16 protein-coding genes are annotated in these 15,985 nt (G+C 64.7%); 9 read left to right on the top strand and 7 right to left on the bottom strand.

Features of this window, described 5'->3' with window-relative positions:
• Nucleotides 1-298: 298 nt before the first annotated feature.
• From IB274_RS15735 to IB274_RS15725, 3 genes are all read left to right on the top strand, one after another.
• Nucleotides 299-1,090, top strand: coding sequence for a crotonase/enoyl-CoA hydratase family protein (locus IB274_RS15735; RefSeq protein ID WP_192432862.1), 792 nt, complete (start codon nucleotides 299-301; stop codon nucleotides 1,088-1,090).
• A gap of 259 nt (nucleotides 1,091-1,349) precedes the next feature.
• A complete protein-coding gene (locus tag IB274_RS15730; protein WP_192432861.1) occupies nucleotides 1,350-2,873 on the top strand; it encodes a collagen-like triple helix repeat-containing protein in 1,524 nt (507 codons plus the stop codon).
• An 84-nt stretch (nucleotides 2,874-2,957) separates the two neighbouring features.
• Nucleotides 2,958-4,625, top strand: a complete 1,668-nt coding sequence (locus IB274_RS15725; protein ID WP_192432860.1) for a ShlB/FhaC/HecB family hemolysin secretion/activation protein — start codon at nucleotides 2,958-2,960, stop codon at nucleotides 4,623-4,625.
• 13 nt (nucleotides 4,626-4,638) lie between these two features.
• Here the strand turns inward: IB274_RS15725 and IB274_RS15720 are convergent, their stop codons facing one another.
• Nucleotides 4,639-5,400, bottom strand: coding sequence for a spermidine synthase (locus IB274_RS15720; RefSeq protein WP_192432859.1), 762 nt, complete (start codon nucleotides 5,398-5,400; stop codon nucleotides 4,639-4,641).
• 407 nt (nucleotides 5,401-5,807) lie between these two features.
• Here IB274_RS15720 and IB274_RS15715 point away from each other — a divergent pair, with 407 nt between their 5' ends.
• A complete protein-coding gene (locus IB274_RS15715; protein WP_138214821.1) occupies nucleotides 5,808-7,154 on the top strand; it encodes a class II 3-deoxy-7-phosphoheptulonate synthase in 1,347 nt (448 codons plus the stop codon).
• Nucleotides 7,155-7,282: 128 nt separating this feature from the next.
• Nucleotides 7,283-8,044 carry a M48 family metalloprotease gene (locus IB274_RS15710; RefSeq protein WP_192432858.1) on the top strand — a complete coding sequence of 254 codons (762 nt, stop codon included), beginning with the start codon at nucleotides 7,283-7,285 and terminating at the stop codon, nucleotides 8,042-8,044.
• A gap of 33 nt (nucleotides 8,045-8,077) precedes the next feature.
• Here the strand turns inward: IB274_RS15710 and IB274_RS15705 are convergent, their stop codons facing one another.
• From IB274_RS15705 to IB274_RS15695, 3 genes are all read right to left on the bottom strand, one after another.
• The gene (locus IB274_RS15705; protein ID WP_192432857.1) at nucleotides 8,078-9,298 is read right to left on the bottom strand and encodes a winged helix-turn-helix domain-containing protein; all 1,221 of its coding nucleotides are present in this window, start codon (nucleotides 9,296-9,298) and stop codon (nucleotides 8,078-8,080) included.
• A gap of 60 nt (nucleotides 9,299-9,358) precedes the next feature.
• Nucleotides 9,359-9,829, bottom strand: coding sequence for a DUF3291 domain-containing protein (locus IB274_RS15700; protein ID WP_192432856.1), 471 nt, complete (start codon nucleotides 9,827-9,829; stop codon nucleotides 9,359-9,361).
• Between the two features lie 84 nt (nucleotides 9,830-9,913).
• Complete coding sequence (locus tag IB274_RS15695) at nucleotides 9,914-10,147, bottom strand: DUF1127 domain-containing protein (protein WP_401089064.1); 234 nt, start codon at nucleotides 10,145-10,147, stop codon at nucleotides 9,914-9,916.
• 94 nt (nucleotides 10,148-10,241) lie between these two features.
• On the opposite strand from IB274_RS15695, the gene IB274_RS15690 reads away from it, so the two are divergent.
• The gene (locus IB274_RS15690; RefSeq protein ID WP_192432855.1) at nucleotides 10,242-11,093 is read left to right on the top strand and encodes a LysR family transcriptional regulator; all 852 of its coding nucleotides are present in this window, start codon (nucleotides 10,242-10,244) and stop codon (nucleotides 11,091-11,093) included.
• Nucleotides 11,094-11,099: 6 nt separating this feature from the next.
• Here the strand turns inward: IB274_RS15690 and IB274_RS15685 are convergent, their stop codons facing one another.
• Nucleotides 11,100-11,846 carry a sulfite exporter TauE/SafE family protein gene (locus IB274_RS15685; RefSeq protein ID WP_192432854.1) on the bottom strand — a complete coding sequence of 249 codons (747 nt, stop codon included), beginning with the start codon at nucleotides 11,844-11,846 and terminating at the stop codon, nucleotides 11,100-11,102.
• Nucleotides 11,847-11,951: 105 nt separating this feature from the next.
• Here IB274_RS15685 and IB274_RS15680 point away from each other — a divergent pair, with 105 nt between their 5' ends.
• From IB274_RS15680 to IB274_RS15670, 3 genes are all read left to right on the top strand, one after another.
• On the top strand, nucleotides 11,952-12,908 hold the full coding sequence (locus tag IB274_RS15680) for a LysR family transcriptional regulator (RefSeq protein ID WP_192432853.1): 957 nt from the start codon (nucleotides 11,952-11,954) through the stop codon (nucleotides 12,906-12,908).
• A gap of 63 nt (nucleotides 12,909-12,971) precedes the next feature.
• Nucleotides 12,972-13,421: a MarR family winged helix-turn-helix transcriptional regulator gene (locus tag IB274_RS15675; protein ID WP_192432852.1), complete on the top strand. Its 450-nt coding sequence runs from the start codon at nucleotides 12,972-12,974 to the stop codon at nucleotides 13,419-13,421.
• Nucleotides 13,422-13,593: 172 nt separating this feature from the next.
• Nucleotides 13,594-14,022 carry an organic hydroperoxide resistance protein gene (locus tag IB274_RS15670; protein WP_138214829.1) on the top strand — a complete coding sequence of 143 codons (429 nt, stop codon included), beginning with the start codon at nucleotides 13,594-13,596 and terminating at the stop codon, nucleotides 14,020-14,022.
• A gap of 77 nt (nucleotides 14,023-14,099) precedes the next feature.
• Here IB274_RS15670 and efp read toward each other — a convergent pair whose 3' ends face one another.
• Nucleotides 14,100-14,666 carry an elongation factor P gene (efp, locus tag IB274_RS15665; protein WP_138521874.1) on the bottom strand — a complete coding sequence of 189 codons (567 nt, stop codon included), beginning with the start codon at nucleotides 14,664-14,666 and terminating at the stop codon, nucleotides 14,100-14,102.
• A gap of 42 nt (nucleotides 14,667-14,708) precedes the next feature.
• Nucleotides 14,709-15,836 carry an elongation factor P maturation arginine rhamnosyltransferase EarP gene (gene earP / locus IB274_RS15660; RefSeq protein WP_192432851.1) on the bottom strand — a complete coding sequence of 376 codons (1,128 nt, stop codon included), beginning with the start codon at nucleotides 15,834-15,836 and terminating at the stop codon, nucleotides 14,709-14,711.
• Between the last annotated feature and the right edge of the window lie 149 nt (nucleotides 15,837-15,985).

Below are 15,985 nucleotides of genomic sequence, written 5' to 3'. Positions count from 1 at the left end.
CGAGCTGCGCATGCCCTGTACGACAGTGAAGTCACCCAGGCAGCTGGAAGCGGGGATTTGCGAAATGAAGATTGGAAGAATGCGTCAAGGAAGTCCGCACTGCGGACACATAGCCCGAGTGTGAAACTGCGGGAGAATGCGGGATCCGAAACGAGGCCAGCGTTTGGCCGGCGCGTATCATACCGGAAAAACCTGACCAATGTGTTTCTTTTCGGAACATGGCCGGCGAACGGTCGTTCCATGGACAACCCCGTGCCTGCCGGCTATACCGTGCAAGCCACCCGACCGGAGCCCGCCAATGACCGCCAGCAGCGCACCGCGCATCACCGTCGAACGCCATGACCACATCCTGCTGCTCGGCCTGAACCGGGTCGACAAGCGCAACGCCTTCGACCTGGAGATGCTCACCCAGTTGGTGCTGGCCTTCGGCGAGTACGAGCGCGACGACGACCTGCGCTGCGCCCTGGTTTTCGCCCATGGTGATCACTTTACTGCCGGCCTGGACCTGGCCAACATCGGCGAGACCTTTCGCACCGGCTGGACCATGCCCGAAGGCTCGGCCGATCCCTGGGGCACCTTCGGCGGCCGGCGCCTGACCAAGCCGCTGCTGGTGGCTGCACAGGGCTACTGCTTCACCCTGGGCATCGAATTGATGCTCGCCGCCGATATCAACCTGTGCGCCAGTAATGCGCGCTTTGCCCAGCTCGAAGTGCAACGCGGCATCTTTCCCTTCGGCGGCGCCACCCTGCGCATGCATCAGGTGGCCGGCTGGGGCAACGCGATGCGCTGGCTGCTCACCGGCGATCCCTTCGACGCCCACGAGGCGTATCGCATAGGCCTGGTGCAAGAAGTCACCGCGCCGGAAGAGCTGATGCCCCGCGCACTCTGGCTGGCCCAGCGAGTTGCCTCCCAGGCGCCGCTGGGCATCCGCGCAACCCTGGCCTCCGCGCGCCGCAGCCTCGATGAAGGCGAGGAGGCAGCGGCGCGACTGTTGCCGGAGATGGCCAGCGAACTGCTGTCCACCGAGGATGCGCAGGAGGGTTTGAATGCCATGCTGGAGCGACGGGAAGGCCAATTCCGAGGCAAATGAGCGCAGCACGAAATTGCAAAACGGAACCATCGTGCGAAAAGCACTATATCCAAGGTATTAAAAACGCCTGGCAAGTCGCCATAATCCTTTAGTTTTCCCTTTTGATTCAATGACCTGCCAAACACAAAACGGCTATATACAAGTTCCAATTTCGCGCCTGAAAACAAACCTCTAGAACTGACTCCAGAGCAGCGCAGCGACTCGCCGGGATACCGAACCGGGCAGCCAGCTGACTGACGTTCTCATGGAGGAATTCGCTATGTCAGGTCCGATTCGTGTTTTCGCACTTTCCCTTCTCGTCGTTGCGCTCTCCCTGCAAGGTTGCAGCAGCCACGGCGGCAGCAGTCATCACCGCGCGTCCGATAGCAGCACTACCGATGACGGTTCCGGTTCCGGTTCCGGCGGAGATGGCAGCGGCGGCAGTGGCGGCACCGGCGGCGGCACCGGGGGAACCGGTGGTGGCACAGGCGGCACGGGCGGAACCGGTGGCACCGGTGGTACGGGTGGCACAGGTGGCACAGGTGGCGGCGACAATGGAGGCACCGACGGCGGCACCACCACTCCCCCGCCGGCGAGCACCACCGGCAATATCCTGACCAATACCGGCGAAGCGGTCTCCAATGTCGGCGACACGGTGGGCACCGTCGGCGCCGTAGTGAAGACCGTCGACCTGCCGCTACTGGGCAACGGAGTCACGCAGAACGCCGGCACCCTGGTCCAGGAAGTCGGCGCCGGGGTAGACAGCGTCGGCACCGGCGTCACCAACGGCCTCGGCCAACTGGGTAACAACCCCAATGCCATCGGGACTACCGTCGCTGGCGCCACAGGTCTGGTCAGCCACACCGGTGGCGCAGTCAGCAGCCTGGGCGATACCGTGGCCGCCATCGGCGATGCGCCGGTGCTGGCCAATACTCCGCTCAACGGCCTGACCGGCCAGGTCGGCGGCCTGGTGGATGGCGTCGGCGGCAAGATCACCATGCTCGGCGATTCCCTCAGTGGCGCGGTCACCACCGGCCCACTGAGCCAACTGACCACCCAGTTGAGCGGAACCACCGCCGGTCTGGTCGGCACGGTCGAAGGAACCACTCGCGGCGTCGGCGCCGCCACCGGACTGGGAACGCCGGTGAACAACCTGTTGACCACCGTCGGCGGCGTTGTGACCCAGACAGGCAACCAGGTGGCCAGTGCAAATCCTGCTCTGGCGCCGGTCGGCGGAGTCGTCAGCAATGTGGGTCAGGCCGTCAGCGCTTCCGGCGGCTTGGTCAATGGCAGCAACCCCGGCGGCGGACTGCTGGGCAGCGTCACCGGCTCGCTGGGCGGCGCTGCCGGTGGCAGTAATCCGGTGGGGGGTGTAGTCAGCGGCGTGACCGGTGCAGTGGGCGGCCTTACCGGCTCCCTGGGCGGCGCCACCGGCGGGAGCAACCCGGTGGGCGGCTTGGTCAGCGGCGTGACCGGCGCAGTGGGCGGCCTCACCGGCTCTCTGGGGGGCGCCACTGGCGGCAGCAACCCGGTGGGTGGTCTGGTCAACGGTGTCGCCGGCACTCTCGGCGGCGTGACCAGCAGCCTCACCGGTGGCGGCGGCCTGGTCGCCGGGGCAGGCGTGGGCATCGGCAGCAACACCCAGGGTTCGGGCGTGGCGGTCGGCGCAGGCGCCGGTACGACTGGCGGTACCAGCGGTCAGGGAGGCCTGCTGGGCAATACGCTGGGCGCCGTGGGTGGCGCGCTGGGTGGTGTGACCGGCGGACTGGGTGGTGGATTGGCGATCGGTACGCCCAAGCAATAATCCGAATTACACCCATACTGTGGTTACCAGGAGCCGCCCACGGCTCCTGGTCCTTTATCGAAGTCGGTCTCATGGAGGAGCCAGATGCGCAAACTTGCTGTCCTGCCCCTGTTGTTGGCTGCACCTTTCGCCTGGGCCGAGCGCCCCATCCAGCTCCCCGGCTCCGATATCGAACAGACACTGCCCCGCCCCAACCTTCCTGGCGGCGACATTCGCCCCAGCGCCCCCAAGGTCACCGCGCCGGAACCTTCGGCCACCCAGCCCGCCCAGATCCTCCAGCAGCGCATCCGCATCAAGCGCATCGAACTGGCCGGCGGCAAGCACTACCCAGTCGCAACCTGGAAACCCCTGCTGGAGCCCCTGACCAAGCGCACCATCGCAGTCAGCGAACTGGTGGCCGCGGCCAAGGCCATTACCCAGCGTTACCAGGACGACGGTTACTTCATCTCCTTCGCTTACGTGCCCAACCAGGACTTCCGCAGCGGTGTCGCGCGCATCGTGCTGGTCGAGGGCCATATCAGCCAGGTCCGCGCCGCGGGCGACCTGGGTGTACACCAGATGCGCGTCGACCGCTGGATCGAGAAGCTGAAGGCGGAAAAACCCCTGACTCGCGAAACCTTCGAGCGCTTCAGCGTGCTGATGAGCCGGGTGCCGGGCATGCAGATGGCCATGGCGCTCAATCCGCCCACCACCAACGACGGCGGCGCCGTGCTGGAACTGGCCGGCAAGCAGAAGCGCTTCGATACCGGGATGAACCTTGACTCGCGCCGCGGCGAGCAGCGCGGCCTGTTCAACGCCGAGGTGATGTCGATGCTCGGCTGGGGCGAGCAGCTGCAGTTCAGCTACCTCTACCCGCCCGGCGACGACCACGAGTATTACCGCGCCTGGAACTACAGCCAGTTGCTGGGTGACAACGGCCTGCAGCTGCTGGCCGGCTACAGCAAGTACAACTCGCGCCCCGGCGAGAACCTGCGCCTGGCCAGCGGCCTGGAGTTCGAGCGCAAGCGGCAGAACGAGCGAGTCAGCGCCGGCCTGGGCATCCCGCTGGTACTGCGCCGCGACCTGACCTGGGACCTCAACCTGCGCGGCTACACGGTCAACGACACCAGCACCTACGACCTGGTCTACCCGGCCATCCCCTTCCGCATCGAACAGAAGAGCAAACTTCGCGTAGTGGGCATTGAAACCGTCGTCCAGCAGTTCGCCGAGAAGCGCGTGCGCGCCGGCAGCGTGGCGGTTTACCAGGGCCTTAACGGCATGGGCGCGGAAGCGCCGGAGCCGATCAAGAAGAACTTCACCCGCCTGCTCGGCTTTGGCGCGCAGCAGGACCAGTTCGGCTCCAACTGGCAGGGCGTAGTCAGCGCTGCCTTCCAGTGGAGCGACGACGTGCTGCCCGATTCCGAGCAGGTCACCTATGGCGGCGGCAACTTCGGCCGCGGCTATCCGGACGACCAGGCCAGCGGCGACAAGGGCTGGGGCGCCTCCTACGAGGTGAACTATTCCTTCCTGCGGCAGAGCGTGGTGCTCAACCAGATCCAGCCGTACTTCGTCGTCGACACCGCGCGCACCCGCTACAACCAGGACGGCCTGAGCGAAGGCAAGCTCGGCTCGGCGGCGCTGGGCGTGCGCTTCTCCAACCGCAAGCACTACCTGGTATCGATGGAAGTCGCCAAGCCATTCGGTGACCGTGCGCTGGATAACAACGAGCGCAGCCCGCGGCTGAACTTCGCCTTCAGCTACCAGATCCCTTGAGGGATGCGGAGAGTCACTGCGCCGGGCGCAGTGACTCGATGTAGGTGCGCAGCGAATAGCCCAGCTTCGGCTCCAGCTGGCCGACGCGTTTCTTCAGGCCGCGCAGGTTCAGTTCCTGGTCCAGTTCGGCAGGGACGAAGACGATCACGTTGCCCTCCGGCACCGGGCATTCCCAGTAGTGCCGGTTGAAGCGCCCCCGCAGCAATGCAGCGCCCAGAGGCCGGCCATCGTCGGTGCTCCACTGGTTGATCACCAGCCAGCCGCCGGGCTTCAAGCGCTCGCGACAGGCTCCGAGGAAATCCCAGCCGATGTGCGCCGGCGCCGGCCCGGTATCGGTGTAGAGATCGAGGAAGATCAGGTCCGCAGGCTCGCACTCGGCAAGCTCCTGCACGGCGTCGCCGATGCGGAGGTTCAGGCGCTGGTCTTCCACCAGCCCGAGGTGCTCGCGGGCCAGGCGCGGGATGGAGGGGCGCAGCTCGATGGCCTCCACCTCTTCCAGCGGCAGGTACTTCAGGCAGGCCTGGGTCAGGCTACCCGCGCCGAAACCGAGGAACAGCGCCCGGCGCGGGCGCGCATGGCACAACGCACCGACCAGCATGGCGCGCGAGTAGTCATACTCCAGCCAGCTCGGATCGCCCATCAGCACGCAGCTCTGCTCGACCTCGTCGCCGAACTCCAGGTAGCGGAAAGCGCCGCTCTCCACGACACGGATTACGCCGAAGTCATCGCGCTCCTCGACGATCAGCAACTCTTCGCTCAGCAGTTCCTCGCTCATGGCCGGTTCCCGGCAGAAACGGCCGTGACAATGCGGTCCGCCAGGAGCAGCGAACGGCACGGATTGCCATTGAAATACAGGGGCTCGCGCACGCAATAATCCTTCGAATCAAGACGGCCAGCCACGACCGCCCGGTCGGCAAAGGCGCAAGAATAACAGCCCAAGAGGCACAACCGAGCATGCTCCAGCGCAACGCCCTTCGCGATCCCGCCCAACGACACCCTTTCCCACATCAGTTCGCACCCGCGTGCTGCGCAGGCGGCTGATCGCGCCAACGAGTCGCGAAGACCCGTGTTCCCCTGGACAAGGATGTCCCCCTCTTCCTCACGCGCCAGCGACCACGCGCGGGGCAAAAGCCGAGCTGATACCATGGGCGGATACCGTCCACAGCCGCGAAGACCCCGCCGATGAGCCTGCCCTGGAGCCCCGATAGCTGGAGAAGCAAGCCGATCCAGCAACAGCCCGCCTACCCCGACGCCAACCGCGTGAGCGAAGTCGAGCGCACCCTGGCCAGCTTCCCGCCGCTGGTGTTCGCCGGCGAGGCACGCGAGCTGCGCCGGCAATTCGCCGAGGTCACCGCCGGCCGTGCGTTCCTGCTGCAGGGCGGTGACTGCGCAGAAAGCTTCGCCGAGTTCTCCGCGGCGAAGATCCGCGACACCTTCAAGGTGCTGCTGCAGATGGCCGTGGTGATGACCTTTGCCGCCGGCTGTCCGGTGGTGAAAGTCGGGCGCATGGCCGGGCAGTTCGCCAAGCCGCGCTCAGCCAACGATGAAACCATCGGTGGCGTGACCCTGCCCGCCTACCGTGGGGACATCGTCAACGGCATCGGCTTCGACGAGAAGAGCCGCGTGCCAGACCCGGAACGCCTGCTGCAGGCCTACCATCAGTCCACCGCGTCGCTGAACCTTCTGCGCGCCTTCGCCGGCGGCGGCTTCGCCGACCTGCACCAGGTACACCAGTGGAACCTGGACTTCATCGCCAACTCGGCGCTGTCCGAGCGCTACCAGCAACTGGCCGACCGCATCGACGAGACCCTCGCTTTCATGCGCGCCTGCGGCCTGGATACTGCGCCGCAACTGCGCGAGACCAGTTTCTTCACCGCCCACGAAGCGCTGCTGCTGAACTACGAGGAAGCCTTCATCCGTCGCGACAGTCTCACCGGCGGTTGGTACGACTGCTCGGCGCACATGCTGTGGATCGGCGACCGAACCCGCCAGCTCGATGGCGCCCACGTGGAGATGCTGCGCGGCGTTGGCAACCCCATCGGCGTGAAGGTCGGCCCGAGCATGGACAGCGAGGAGTTGATCCGCCTGATCGACATCCTCAACCCGGACAACGACCCCGGCCGCCTCAACCTCATCGTGCGCATGGGCGCGGACAAGGTCGGCGACGGCCTGCCGCGCCTGATCCAGACCGTGCAGCGCGAAGGCAAGCAGGTGCTGTGGAGTTCCGACCCCATGCACGGCAACACCATCAAGGCCTCCAGCGGCTACAAGACCCGCGACTTCGCGCGCATCCTCACCGAGGTCCGGCAGTTCTTCGAGGTGCATCAGGCCGAGGGCAGCTACGCCGGCGGCATCCACATCGAGATGACCGGGCAAAATGTCACCGAGTGCATCGGCGGCGCGCGGCCGATCACCGAGGATGGCCTGAGCGATCGCTACCATACCCATTGCGATCCGCGCCTGAACGCGGACCAGTCGCTGGAGCTGGCCTTCCTCATCGCGGAAACCCTGAAACAGGTTCGCCGCTGAATCCGACACAGGTCTCGGAGCAGCCCTAAAACCACTTCTGCAATTGACGATGCCGGGGCGCCTACCTAGAGTGGCGCCCCGCGCGGCAGTCGCCGCGCCATGGAAACCGTCAACCAAGGAAGATACCGATGCAACTGCACCGCTCCCTGCTCGCGCTCCTCATCGGCGCCACCGCCGCGCTCTCCGGCTGCCAGAACATGAACACCGACAGCCTCGTGCAGTCCGGCATGATGGCGATGAAAGCCGCCACCCTGAGCGACGCCGAAATCAAGCAGGTCGCCGATGAAGCCTGCGCCAAACAGGACGCTGAAGCGCAGATCGCCCCGACCAACAGCCCCTACACCCAGCGCCTGGACAAGATCGCTGCCGCTCTGGGCAACCCGCTCAACGGCACCGCGGTCAACTACAAGGTCTACCTCACCGACGACGTCAACGCCTTCGCCATGGCCAACGGCTGCGTACGCGTTTACTCCGGCCTGATGGACCTGATGAACGACAACGAGGTGGAAGGCGTGCTCGGCCACGAGATCGGCCACGTCGCCCTGGGCCACATCAAGAAGGCCACCCAGACCGCCTACGCAGCCGCTGCCGCACGCAACGCCGCTGCCGCCTCCGGCAATGCCACCGTATCCGCGTTGTCGCAGTCGCAGCTGGGCGAGATCGGCGAAGCACTGGTCAATGCGCAATTCTCCCAGTCCCAGGAATCGGCAGCCGACGACTACTCCTTCGACCTGCTGAAGAAGCGCGGCATCCCGCTTGAAGGCCTGGCCACCGCCTTCGACAAATTAGCCAAGTTGAGCGGCGGCAAGGAGAGCAGCATGTTCGACTCGCACCCCGGCTCGCAGCAGCGCGCGGACCATATCCGCCAGCGCATCGCCAGCGGCAAGTGATCCCGACGGGCCTCTGCGGAGGCCCGTTTCTTTTCAGGCCCGCGCCAGCAGCTCTTGCAGGCGTTCGCCGGACGGCCGCCGGCAGTTCACCACCACCCGCTCCAGGCCGAGCCAACCCGCCATCTCGCCCAATTGCTGCGCCAGCGCGACGTGTCCCTCTTCGCTCAGCCCCTTTTCTTCCTCATGGACGGCATGCACCACCAGCTTCCCGGAGGCGCGATCGGAGCGCAGATCGACCCGCGCGGCCAGGTGCTCGTCGAACAGGAACGGCAACACGTAGTAGCCGTACACCCGCTTGTGCTGAGGCGTGTAGATCTCCAGGCGATAGCGGAAGTCGAACAGACGCTCGGTGCGGGCGCGCTCCCATACCAGTGAATCGAACGGCGAGAGCAAGGCACTGGCGCGCACCTTGCGCGGAATCACCGGGTTCGCCAGACAGTAGGCTGGCGCCTGCCAACCCTGGACCTGCACCGGCAACAACTCACCCTCCTCCACCAGCTCGGCCAGCCGCGCTTTGCTGTCGGCAGGGTCCAGGCGGAAGTAATCGCGCAGATCTTTCTCGGTAGCCACGCCCAGCGCCTGTGCCGAATGCAGCAGCAGTTGGCGCTGAGCCTCGTCTTCATGCAGTTCGGGTTGCTGCAGCAGGTCGGTCGGGAGGACTCGCTCCGGCAAGTCGTACAGACGCTCGAAACCGCGCCGCCCGGCGACCGTCACCTCACCCGCGGCGAACAACCACTCCAGCGCGTGCTTCTCGTCGCTCCAGTCCCACCAGGGGCCGGCACGCTCCTCGCGGGTGGTCAGGCTGCCGGCCCCCAGCGCGCCCTGTTCGCGCACGGCACTGAGTACCCGCTGGATCACCGGTTGCTGCTCGCGCCCGAAGCGCGCCAGTTGCTGGTAGATGCCACGTCCCTCGGCCGCGCGACGCATGCGCCAGCGCATAAGGGGATAGAGCTCCAGCGGCAGCAACGAAGCTTCATGCCCCCAGTATTCGAACAACCGGCGATGCCGTCCGCCGCTCCAGGCAGCCTCTTCCAGCAGCGTGGGAGAGTAATGGCCCAGCCGCGAGAACAACGGCAGATAGTGCGAGCGCACCAGCGCGTTCACCGAGTCGATCTGCAGGACGCCCAGTCGTTCCAGCAGGCTTCGCACATGGCGGCGCTGCACCTCGCCGCCAGGCTTGCGCAGGGTGAAGCCCTGGGCAGCCAGGGCGAGGCGGCGGGCCTGCTTGAGGGACAGGGATTCGACGGTCGGCATCGTGGACTCCGGGTCTGGGCGAGCCCTAGAGCGTAAAGCCAATCGCAGCGCCTGACTGCATCAGGCGGGTTCCCCGAGCGACGTGGGTACCGGGAAGGGACGTGCGAAGGTGAAGACCTCCGCCGAGGGGCCCTCCAGCCGCAGACGCTCCAGGCGGTCGCGGGCCATCGCCACATCCGGCAGCTCGCCTTCGGGCAGCCACCACAGCGCGAGGCTTGGCGAAGGCAGGCGCTCCATCCAGTCGCGTTTGCTGCGCAGTACCTGCAGATGCTCGCCGGTGTAGACGTAATCCTTGAGCGCCTCGACCGACTCCCACAGCGACAGGTTGACGATGATCAGCGGGTCGTCGTAGACGCGAATCGAGGTGGCATCGCCCTCCTCCGTCTGCAGGCGCCAGACGAAACCGGGGCTGCGCTCGGCGAGGGCATTGATGTGATCGAGCTGGTCGACGAAGCCTTTCATCAGGGGATGATCCAACGGGGCACGGGCCTTGGCGATGTTGACCTGAGCGAGGTGATACGGCGTGGACATGGGCTTCCTTGTCATGGTTCTGCAGTCATGGACGCGGGCGACACGGCGAGGGCCATGCCACCCGGTCAGTTCAAATGGAGCAACTCAACGGCGGACATAATCCATCCAGAACGGGCGCTCGACTTCCTGCTGGATGTCCGCGCGGCTCAGGCCGATATCCTTGAGCGCCTCATCACTCATGGTCGCCAGCTCACGACGCTGGCGGGCCAGTTCGTGCCAATGCAGGACACGTTGCATGGCGCGCTTCCAAAGCGGAACGGGGGAGACTTTGTGGACATGGTAGGACGCTGCTACGAAACCAAGTTGACCTTTCATCATGCTTTCCTCCCTGTGGGGTTGGATGCAGTTTCCCGCTCGCGCTAAGATCAATCCAACGAATCATTCTTATGCGACCCATCTCGGAGATTGATGAATGAGCAGCTTCCCCAGCATCGATAGCGAACTGCTGCGCACCTTCGTCGCCATCGCCGACCACGGCGGCTTCACCCGCGCAGCCGAGATGGTCAACCGCACCCAGTCGGCGGTAAGCATGCAGATGAAACGCCTGGAAGAAGACGTGCTGGAACGCAGCCTGTTCGAGCGCGACGGCCGCCAAGTCCGACTGACGCCGGAGGGACAAATCCTGCTGGGCTACGCGCGGCGCATCCTGCGGCTGCAAGGCGAGGTGTTCAACACCTTCCGCCAGCCACACATGGTCGGCTCGGTGAAGATCGGCACACCCGACGACTATGTAATGCGTTTCCTGCCCAGTATTCTCTCGCGCTTCGCCGAGGCCTACCCGCTGGTGCAGGTCGAAGTGCACTGCGAGTCGTCCGCGCAGTTGCTGATGCGCAACGACCTGGACCTTTCCATCGTCACCCGCGAGCCGGGTACCGAGATCGGCCAGTTGCTGCGCCAGGAGTCCTTCGTCTGGATGGCGGCCGAGAGCTTCTGCCCGCAGGAGCAGCGCCCACTGCCGCTGGCGATGTTCAACACCGCCTGCTTCTGCCGCGCCTGGGCCTGCAATGCGCTGGAGGCGATGGAAGTGGACTACCGCATCGCCTACAGCAGCCCGAGCCTGTCGGCGCTGTTCGCCGTGGCCAGCGCGGGGCTGGCGGTCACGGCTCAACTGCAGAGTCTGCTCACTGGCAATCTGCGCATCATCGGCGAGGACGAGGGCCTGCCAATGCTCCCCAACGCCAGCATCGTGCTGCTACGCGGGCAGAAGATGACCCCGGTGACCGACAAGCTGGCCGAGTACATCGTCGAAGGCTTCCGTTCGTAACACGGCTCAACGAACTGCCAGCAGCACTGCGCAGACGATCAGGAAAGCGCTGAAGGCCAGACGCAGCTGACGCTCGGGCAGCGCATGGGCCAGGCGTACGCCCCAGGAAATGCTCACCAGTCCGCCCAGCGCCAGCGCGCTGCCCATGCGCCAGTCCACGTGGCCATGCGCTGCATAGGTCGCCAACGCTACCCCCGTGCTGGGCGCCGCCAGCGCCAGCGCCAGACCCTGGGCAATCACCTGGGTCAGGCCGAAGACGGAGGTCAGCACCGGTGTCGCCAGCACACCACCGCCCACGCCGAACAGCCCGCCGAGAGAACCAGCACCCAGCCCCAGCACGCCGATCCACGGCAAGCCGTAGCGCGGCGTGCTGCCGCCCAGGGGAACGCGCTGGAACAGACGCACCAGCAGATACAGCGCCAGCAGCACGAGGAAGACCACAAAGGCGGCACGCATGCTGCGAGCATCCAGGTTCACCGCAATGCTGGACGCAAAGAACGCGCAGACCAGGCCGGTCAGCGCCAGGACGCCGGCCGGAGCGAAATCGATTCGATTGCGCTGGTGATAGCGCCAGATCGCCAGCAGCACGTTCGGCACCACCATCACCAGCGCGGTGCCCTGCGCCAGCTGCTGATCCAGCCCGAACAGCACGCCCAGCGCCGGAATCGCCAGCAGCCCGCCGCCGATACCAAACAGTCCACCCAGGCTGCCCAGTAAGACGCCGAGCAGAAAGTCCAAGACCAGATCCCACATGACGCACCTCCACAACGAGGCGTCCATGCTAGAAAACTCCGGCTGGATGGGAAACGCAAAGCGCAGCACAATGGCTTTGTCTTTTTCGCAAAACCACAACGCACCATGACTCCTTCCAGCCTCGAAGACCAGCTCGACCTCTACCTGGACGTGCTCGACAACGGCAGCTTCTCCGCCGCCGGCCGCCTGCGCCAACTCACCCCTTCCGCTGTGGCACGGCGCATGGACGCACTGGAGCAGGGATTGGGTTCCACCCTGCTGGTGCGCAGCACCCACAACGTGCGCGCCACGCCGGCAGGCCTGGCGTTCGCCGAGCGGGCGCGGCGGATAGTCAATGAGCTGCGCCAGGCGCGAGCGGAAGCGGTGTCCCTGAGCACCGCGCCGGAAGGCCTGATCCGCATCGACGCGCCGGTGCCCTTCGGTCGCCGCCACCTGGCACCGGCGCTGGCGGACTTCCTCACCGCCAACCCCGGCCTGGACGTGCAACTGCGGCTGATCGACAGCTTCACCGACACCCGCGGGGAAAACCTCGGCCAGGTCGACCTGGTGCTGCGCATCGGCACCCTGCCCGACAGCCGCCTGGTTGCCACGCGTCTGGCGCCCATGCGGCGTATCGTCTGCGCCAGCCCCACCTACCTGCAGCAGCACGCCAGACCGGCCTCACCATTGGAGCTATCGGAGCATATCGGCCTCGATTGGGAAGGCCTGGCGCCGCCGCTGGCCTGGCGTTTTCTCATCGACGGCAAGCTGCAGCACCTGCGTCCACGCCGACTGCGCATGACCGCCAACAATGCCGAAACGCTGGTGGAAGGTGCGCTGCAAGGCATCGGCCTCGCTCACCTGCCCACCTGGCTATGCAGCGAATACCTGATCAGCGGCCAGCTCCTGCCATTGTTCTGCGAGAACGGCCTTCCCGAGCCGGAGCCCGGCGTCATCCACGCATTGCGCCTGGAGCGCGGCACGCATCCACGCAGCGAACGTCTGCTGGCCTTCCTGCTGGAGCGTTTCGGTTTCCCGCCCCCCTGGGATGCTGCGCTTGCGGAAGCGCTGTTCAAGAATTAACCATCGCGCTAAATTAATGCGCAATCACCTCTTCGCTTCGAGCACCCCGGGCAGGAGCACGCCATGACCCAGCAAGACCCGACCTGCGAAACCCTCAAGCTGGATAACCAGCTGTGCTTCGCCCTCTACTCCACCTCCCTGCAGATGACCAAGGTCTACAAACCCCTGCTGCAAGAGCTGGGCCTCACCTACCCGCAGTACATCGCCATGCTGGTGCTGTGGGAAGAAGACGGCATCACCGTGGGCGAAATCAGCTCGCGCATGCTCACCGACCCCGGCTCGCTCACCCCCCTGCTCAAGCGCCTGGAAGCCGAAGGCCTGATAACCCGCACCCGCAGCCAGGCGGACGAACGCGTAGTGCAGCTGCGCCTGACCGAAAAGGGCCGTGATCTGCGCCGACGGGCGGAGAGCATTCCGGCCTGCATCCTGGCCAGCAGCGGTCTAACGTTGGGCAGTCTGAAGCGCCTTCAGGAGGAGCTCGTGGACCTGCGCGGACATCTGCAAGCCCCGTAATCCGGGGCTTATGCCAAAGCTGCAGGTTCCTTAGTCAGAAATCTTCCAATAATTATCTTGCGCGCTAAATTAAATCGAACTAAATTTGACCTCACTAACTGATTAGCGCACAAGATATTAAGCAGCAAGACATTCCCGACCAGACACACCTGACAGCGAACCGGAGACCACCATGCAAACCATCAAAGCCCTCTACACCGCCACCGCTACCGCCACCGGAGGCCGTGATGGCCGCGCCGTTTCCTCGGACGGCATCCTCGACGTGAAACTGTCCACCCCGCGTGAACTGGGCGGCGCGGGCGGCGAAGCGACCAACCCGGAACAGCTGTTCGCTGCCGGCTACTCGGCCTGCTTCATCGGCGCCATCAAGTTCGTTGCCAGCCAGAGCAAGAAGCAGATCCCGGCGGACGCCTCGATCACCGGCAAGGTCGGCATCGGCCAGATCCCCGGCGGCTTCGGTCTGGAAGTGGAGCTGAACATCAACCTGCCGGGCCTGGACCAGGCCGAGGCCGAAGAGCTGGTCGCCAAGGCCCACCAGGTCTGCCCCTACTCCAACGCTACTCGCGGCAATATCGACGTGCGCCTGAACGTCAGCGTCTGATACAGCGCTCACGATCCCAAACCGCAGAAACGAAAAAGCCCGGCATAAGCCGGGCTTTTTTCTGTCTCGGATCAGGCTCAGGCCTTGACGCGGGACTTGTACTCGCCAGTGCGGGTATCGATTTCGATCGAGTCGCCGATTTCGCAGAAGGCGGAAACCTGGACTTCAGCACCGTTCTTCAGGCGGGCGGTCTTCATCACTTTACCGGAGGTGTCACCACGGACAGACGGCTCGGTGTAGACGATTTCGCGAACGATGGTGGTCGGCAGTTCAACGGAAATGACTTTCTCGTTGTAGAAAACGGCTTCGCAGACGTCGGTCATGCCGTCTTCGATGAAGGTCAGCACGCCTTCCAGGTCGCCCTTTTCGATCTCGTACTGGTTGAACTCGGTGTCCATGAAGACATACAGCGGGTCCGCGAAGTAGGAGTAGGTCACTTCCTTGCGATCGAGGATGATCGGCTCCAGCTTGTCGTCGGCCTTGAACACGGTCTCGGTGCCGGCGCCGGTCAGCAGGTTCTTCAGCTTCATCTTGACGACCGCAGAGTTACGGCCGGATTTGTTGAACTCGGCCTTCTGGATTACCCAGGGGGTGCCATTGATGTTGGCAACCTGGCCAGCGCGGAACTCTTGTGCGGTTTTCATACGATTATCCGATTGGATTGGAGACAAAAATCAGGGGCCATATCATAGCCAATTTGTATAAAAACGCACCAGCCCCGCAGCAAGATCGGTTTGTTCGGTCAATCGGCGCTGCCAATCGCCAATCCACGTCGCCCACTCCGGCAGCCGGTTTTCCAGCTTTTGCCAGGCATCGCCGACGTCACCTTGGCCATTCCAGGCCATCCAGAACGACTGCAGCTCCACCCGCAGCGTTTCGTCCATTCCTTCGCCAAACAGGGCCAGGAAAGCTTCCAGCTTCTCCAGGTGGACATCCTCGTCCTGCTGGTAGATGTGCCAGACGAATGGCCGCGCTGCCCACTGCGCCCGCACGAACGAATCCTCGCCGCGCACCGCATTGAAATCGCAACTCCACAGCAGCGAGTCGTAGTCTTCCTGACGCACGAACGGCAGCACCTGCACCCGCAGCGCCTCCCTACGGTACTGCTCCCCAACTCCCAGAGCCTGCCCCGCCCAGCGCTCGACATCAGCAAGCACCCTGCCCTCTGGCACCAACAACAAGGTGGCGGTAGTACTTCCAGCCAACGCATCCAGCCAGCCAGCCAGCGCGGCATTCTCATAAGCGAACAGGGAAACGCGCCGCTCGTAGTCCTGCGGGTGCACACCGAGACCTTCAAGGAAACGCAGGCTGGCCGCTGGATCGGCCTGGAAGGCATTGCGCCGGGCAATCAGGTCGCGCTCGCGCAGCAGCCCGCCGGTCGCAGCAGTGAAGCCAGGGAAATAGAAGTACTTCTGCAGCCCGTTGGCCTGCATCGACGGCAAGCCATGGCAAGACTCCACCCAGGACTCGGCACTGAGGTATTCCAGGTTCAGCCATAGGGAAGGCCTCTGTCGCTCGCGCATCGTCTCTATATAGGCAGCCGGCATTTCGCAGGCGAAGGCCTCGACCACCACGTCCGCCGCGGGAGAGTCCTGCCAGGGTTTCGGCCACAGCCGAACTTCCACACCCGATTGCTGTTGCGAAGCAGCCGCGCCATCGGCTGTCGGGCAGATGCGCAGGAAGGCCGCCAGGTCGTCGACCCACAGGCGCACCTGTTGGCGATGATCTCCGGCCAGTTGGCGGGCCAACCGCCAGGTGACGCCGATATCGCCATAGTTGTCGACTACGCTGCAGAAGATGTCCCAGCTGGCCATGCGCTTTCCTACGTACCTGAGCATGTCTCAGAAGGCGCCAGTATACCCGCGATCCCGATCATGCTCCTTAAGCCGATGAATCCCTTGGAAAAAATTTTCAAAAAAGATTTGCCAAGGAGGAAACCTTTGAGTAAAGTGCGCGCCTCGAC

Source organism: Pseudomonas sp. PDM18 (assembly GCF_014852585.1).
In the GTDB taxonomy this organism is placed as follows: Bacteria; Pseudomonadota; Gammaproteobacteria; order Pseudomonadales; family Pseudomonadaceae; genus Pseudomonas.
This window is presented reverse-complemented; position numbering and strand designations above follow the sequence as displayed.

What these genes read in the sequence shown, in the direction of transcription:
- IB274_RS15735 (WP_192432862.1), top strand. Translation starts at nt 299, where the DNA reads ATGACCGCCAGCAGCGCACCGCGCATCACCGTCGAACGCCATGACCAC.
- IB274_RS15730 (WP_192432861.1), top strand. Translation starts at nt 1,350, where the DNA reads ATGTCAGGTCCGATTCGTGTTTTCGCACTTTCCCTTCTCGTCGTTGCG.
- IB274_RS15725 (WP_192432860.1), top strand. Translation starts at nt 2,958, where the DNA reads ATGCGCAAACTTGCTGTCCTGCCCCTGTTGTTGGCTGCACCTTTCGCC.
- IB274_RS15720 (WP_192432859.1), bottom strand. Translation starts at nt 5,400, where the DNA reads ATGAGCGAGGAACTGCTGAGCGAAGAGTTGCTGATCGTCGAGGAGCGC.
- IB274_RS15715 (WP_138214821.1), top strand. Translation starts at nt 5,808, where the DNA reads ATGAGCCTGCCCTGGAGCCCCGATAGCTGGAGAAGCAAGCCGATCCAG.
- IB274_RS15710 (WP_192432858.1), top strand. Translation starts at nt 7,283, where the DNA reads ATGCAACTGCACCGCTCCCTGCTCGCGCTCCTCATCGGCGCCACCGCC.
- IB274_RS15705 (WP_192432857.1), bottom strand. Translation starts at nt 9,298, where the DNA reads ATGCCGACCGTCGAATCCCTGTCCCTCAAGCAGGCCCGCCGCCTCGCC.
- IB274_RS15700 (WP_192432856.1), bottom strand. Translation starts at nt 9,829, where the DNA reads ATGTCCACGCCGTATCACCTCGCTCAGGTCAACATCGCCAAGGCCCGT.
- IB274_RS15695 (WP_401089064.1), bottom strand. Translation starts at nt 10,147, where the DNA reads ATGATGAAAGGTCAACTTGGTTTCGTAGCAGCGTCCTACCATGTCCAC.
- IB274_RS15690 (WP_192432855.1), top strand. Translation starts at nt 10,242, where the DNA reads ATGAGCAGCTTCCCCAGCATCGATAGCGAACTGCTGCGCACCTTCGTC.
- IB274_RS15685 (WP_192432854.1), bottom strand. Translation starts at nt 11,846, where the DNA reads ATGTGGGATCTGGTCTTGGACTTTCTGCTCGGCGTCTTACTGGGCAGC.
- IB274_RS15680 (WP_192432853.1), top strand. Translation starts at nt 11,952, where the DNA reads ATGACTCCTTCCAGCCTCGAAGACCAGCTCGACCTCTACCTGGACGTG.
- IB274_RS15675 (WP_192432852.1), top strand. Translation starts at nt 12,972, where the DNA reads ATGACCCAGCAAGACCCGACCTGCGAAACCCTCAAGCTGGATAACCAG.
- IB274_RS15670 (WP_138214829.1), top strand. Translation starts at nt 13,594, where the DNA reads ATGCAAACCATCAAAGCCCTCTACACCGCCACCGCTACCGCCACCGGA.
- efp (WP_138521874.1), bottom strand. Translation starts at nt 14,666, where the DNA reads ATGAAAACCGCACAAGAGTTCCGCGCTGGCCAGGTTGCCAACATCAAT.
- earP (WP_192432851.1), bottom strand. Translation starts at nt 15,836, where the DNA reads ATGGCCAGCTGGGACATCTTCTGCAGCGTAGTCGACAACTATGGCGAT.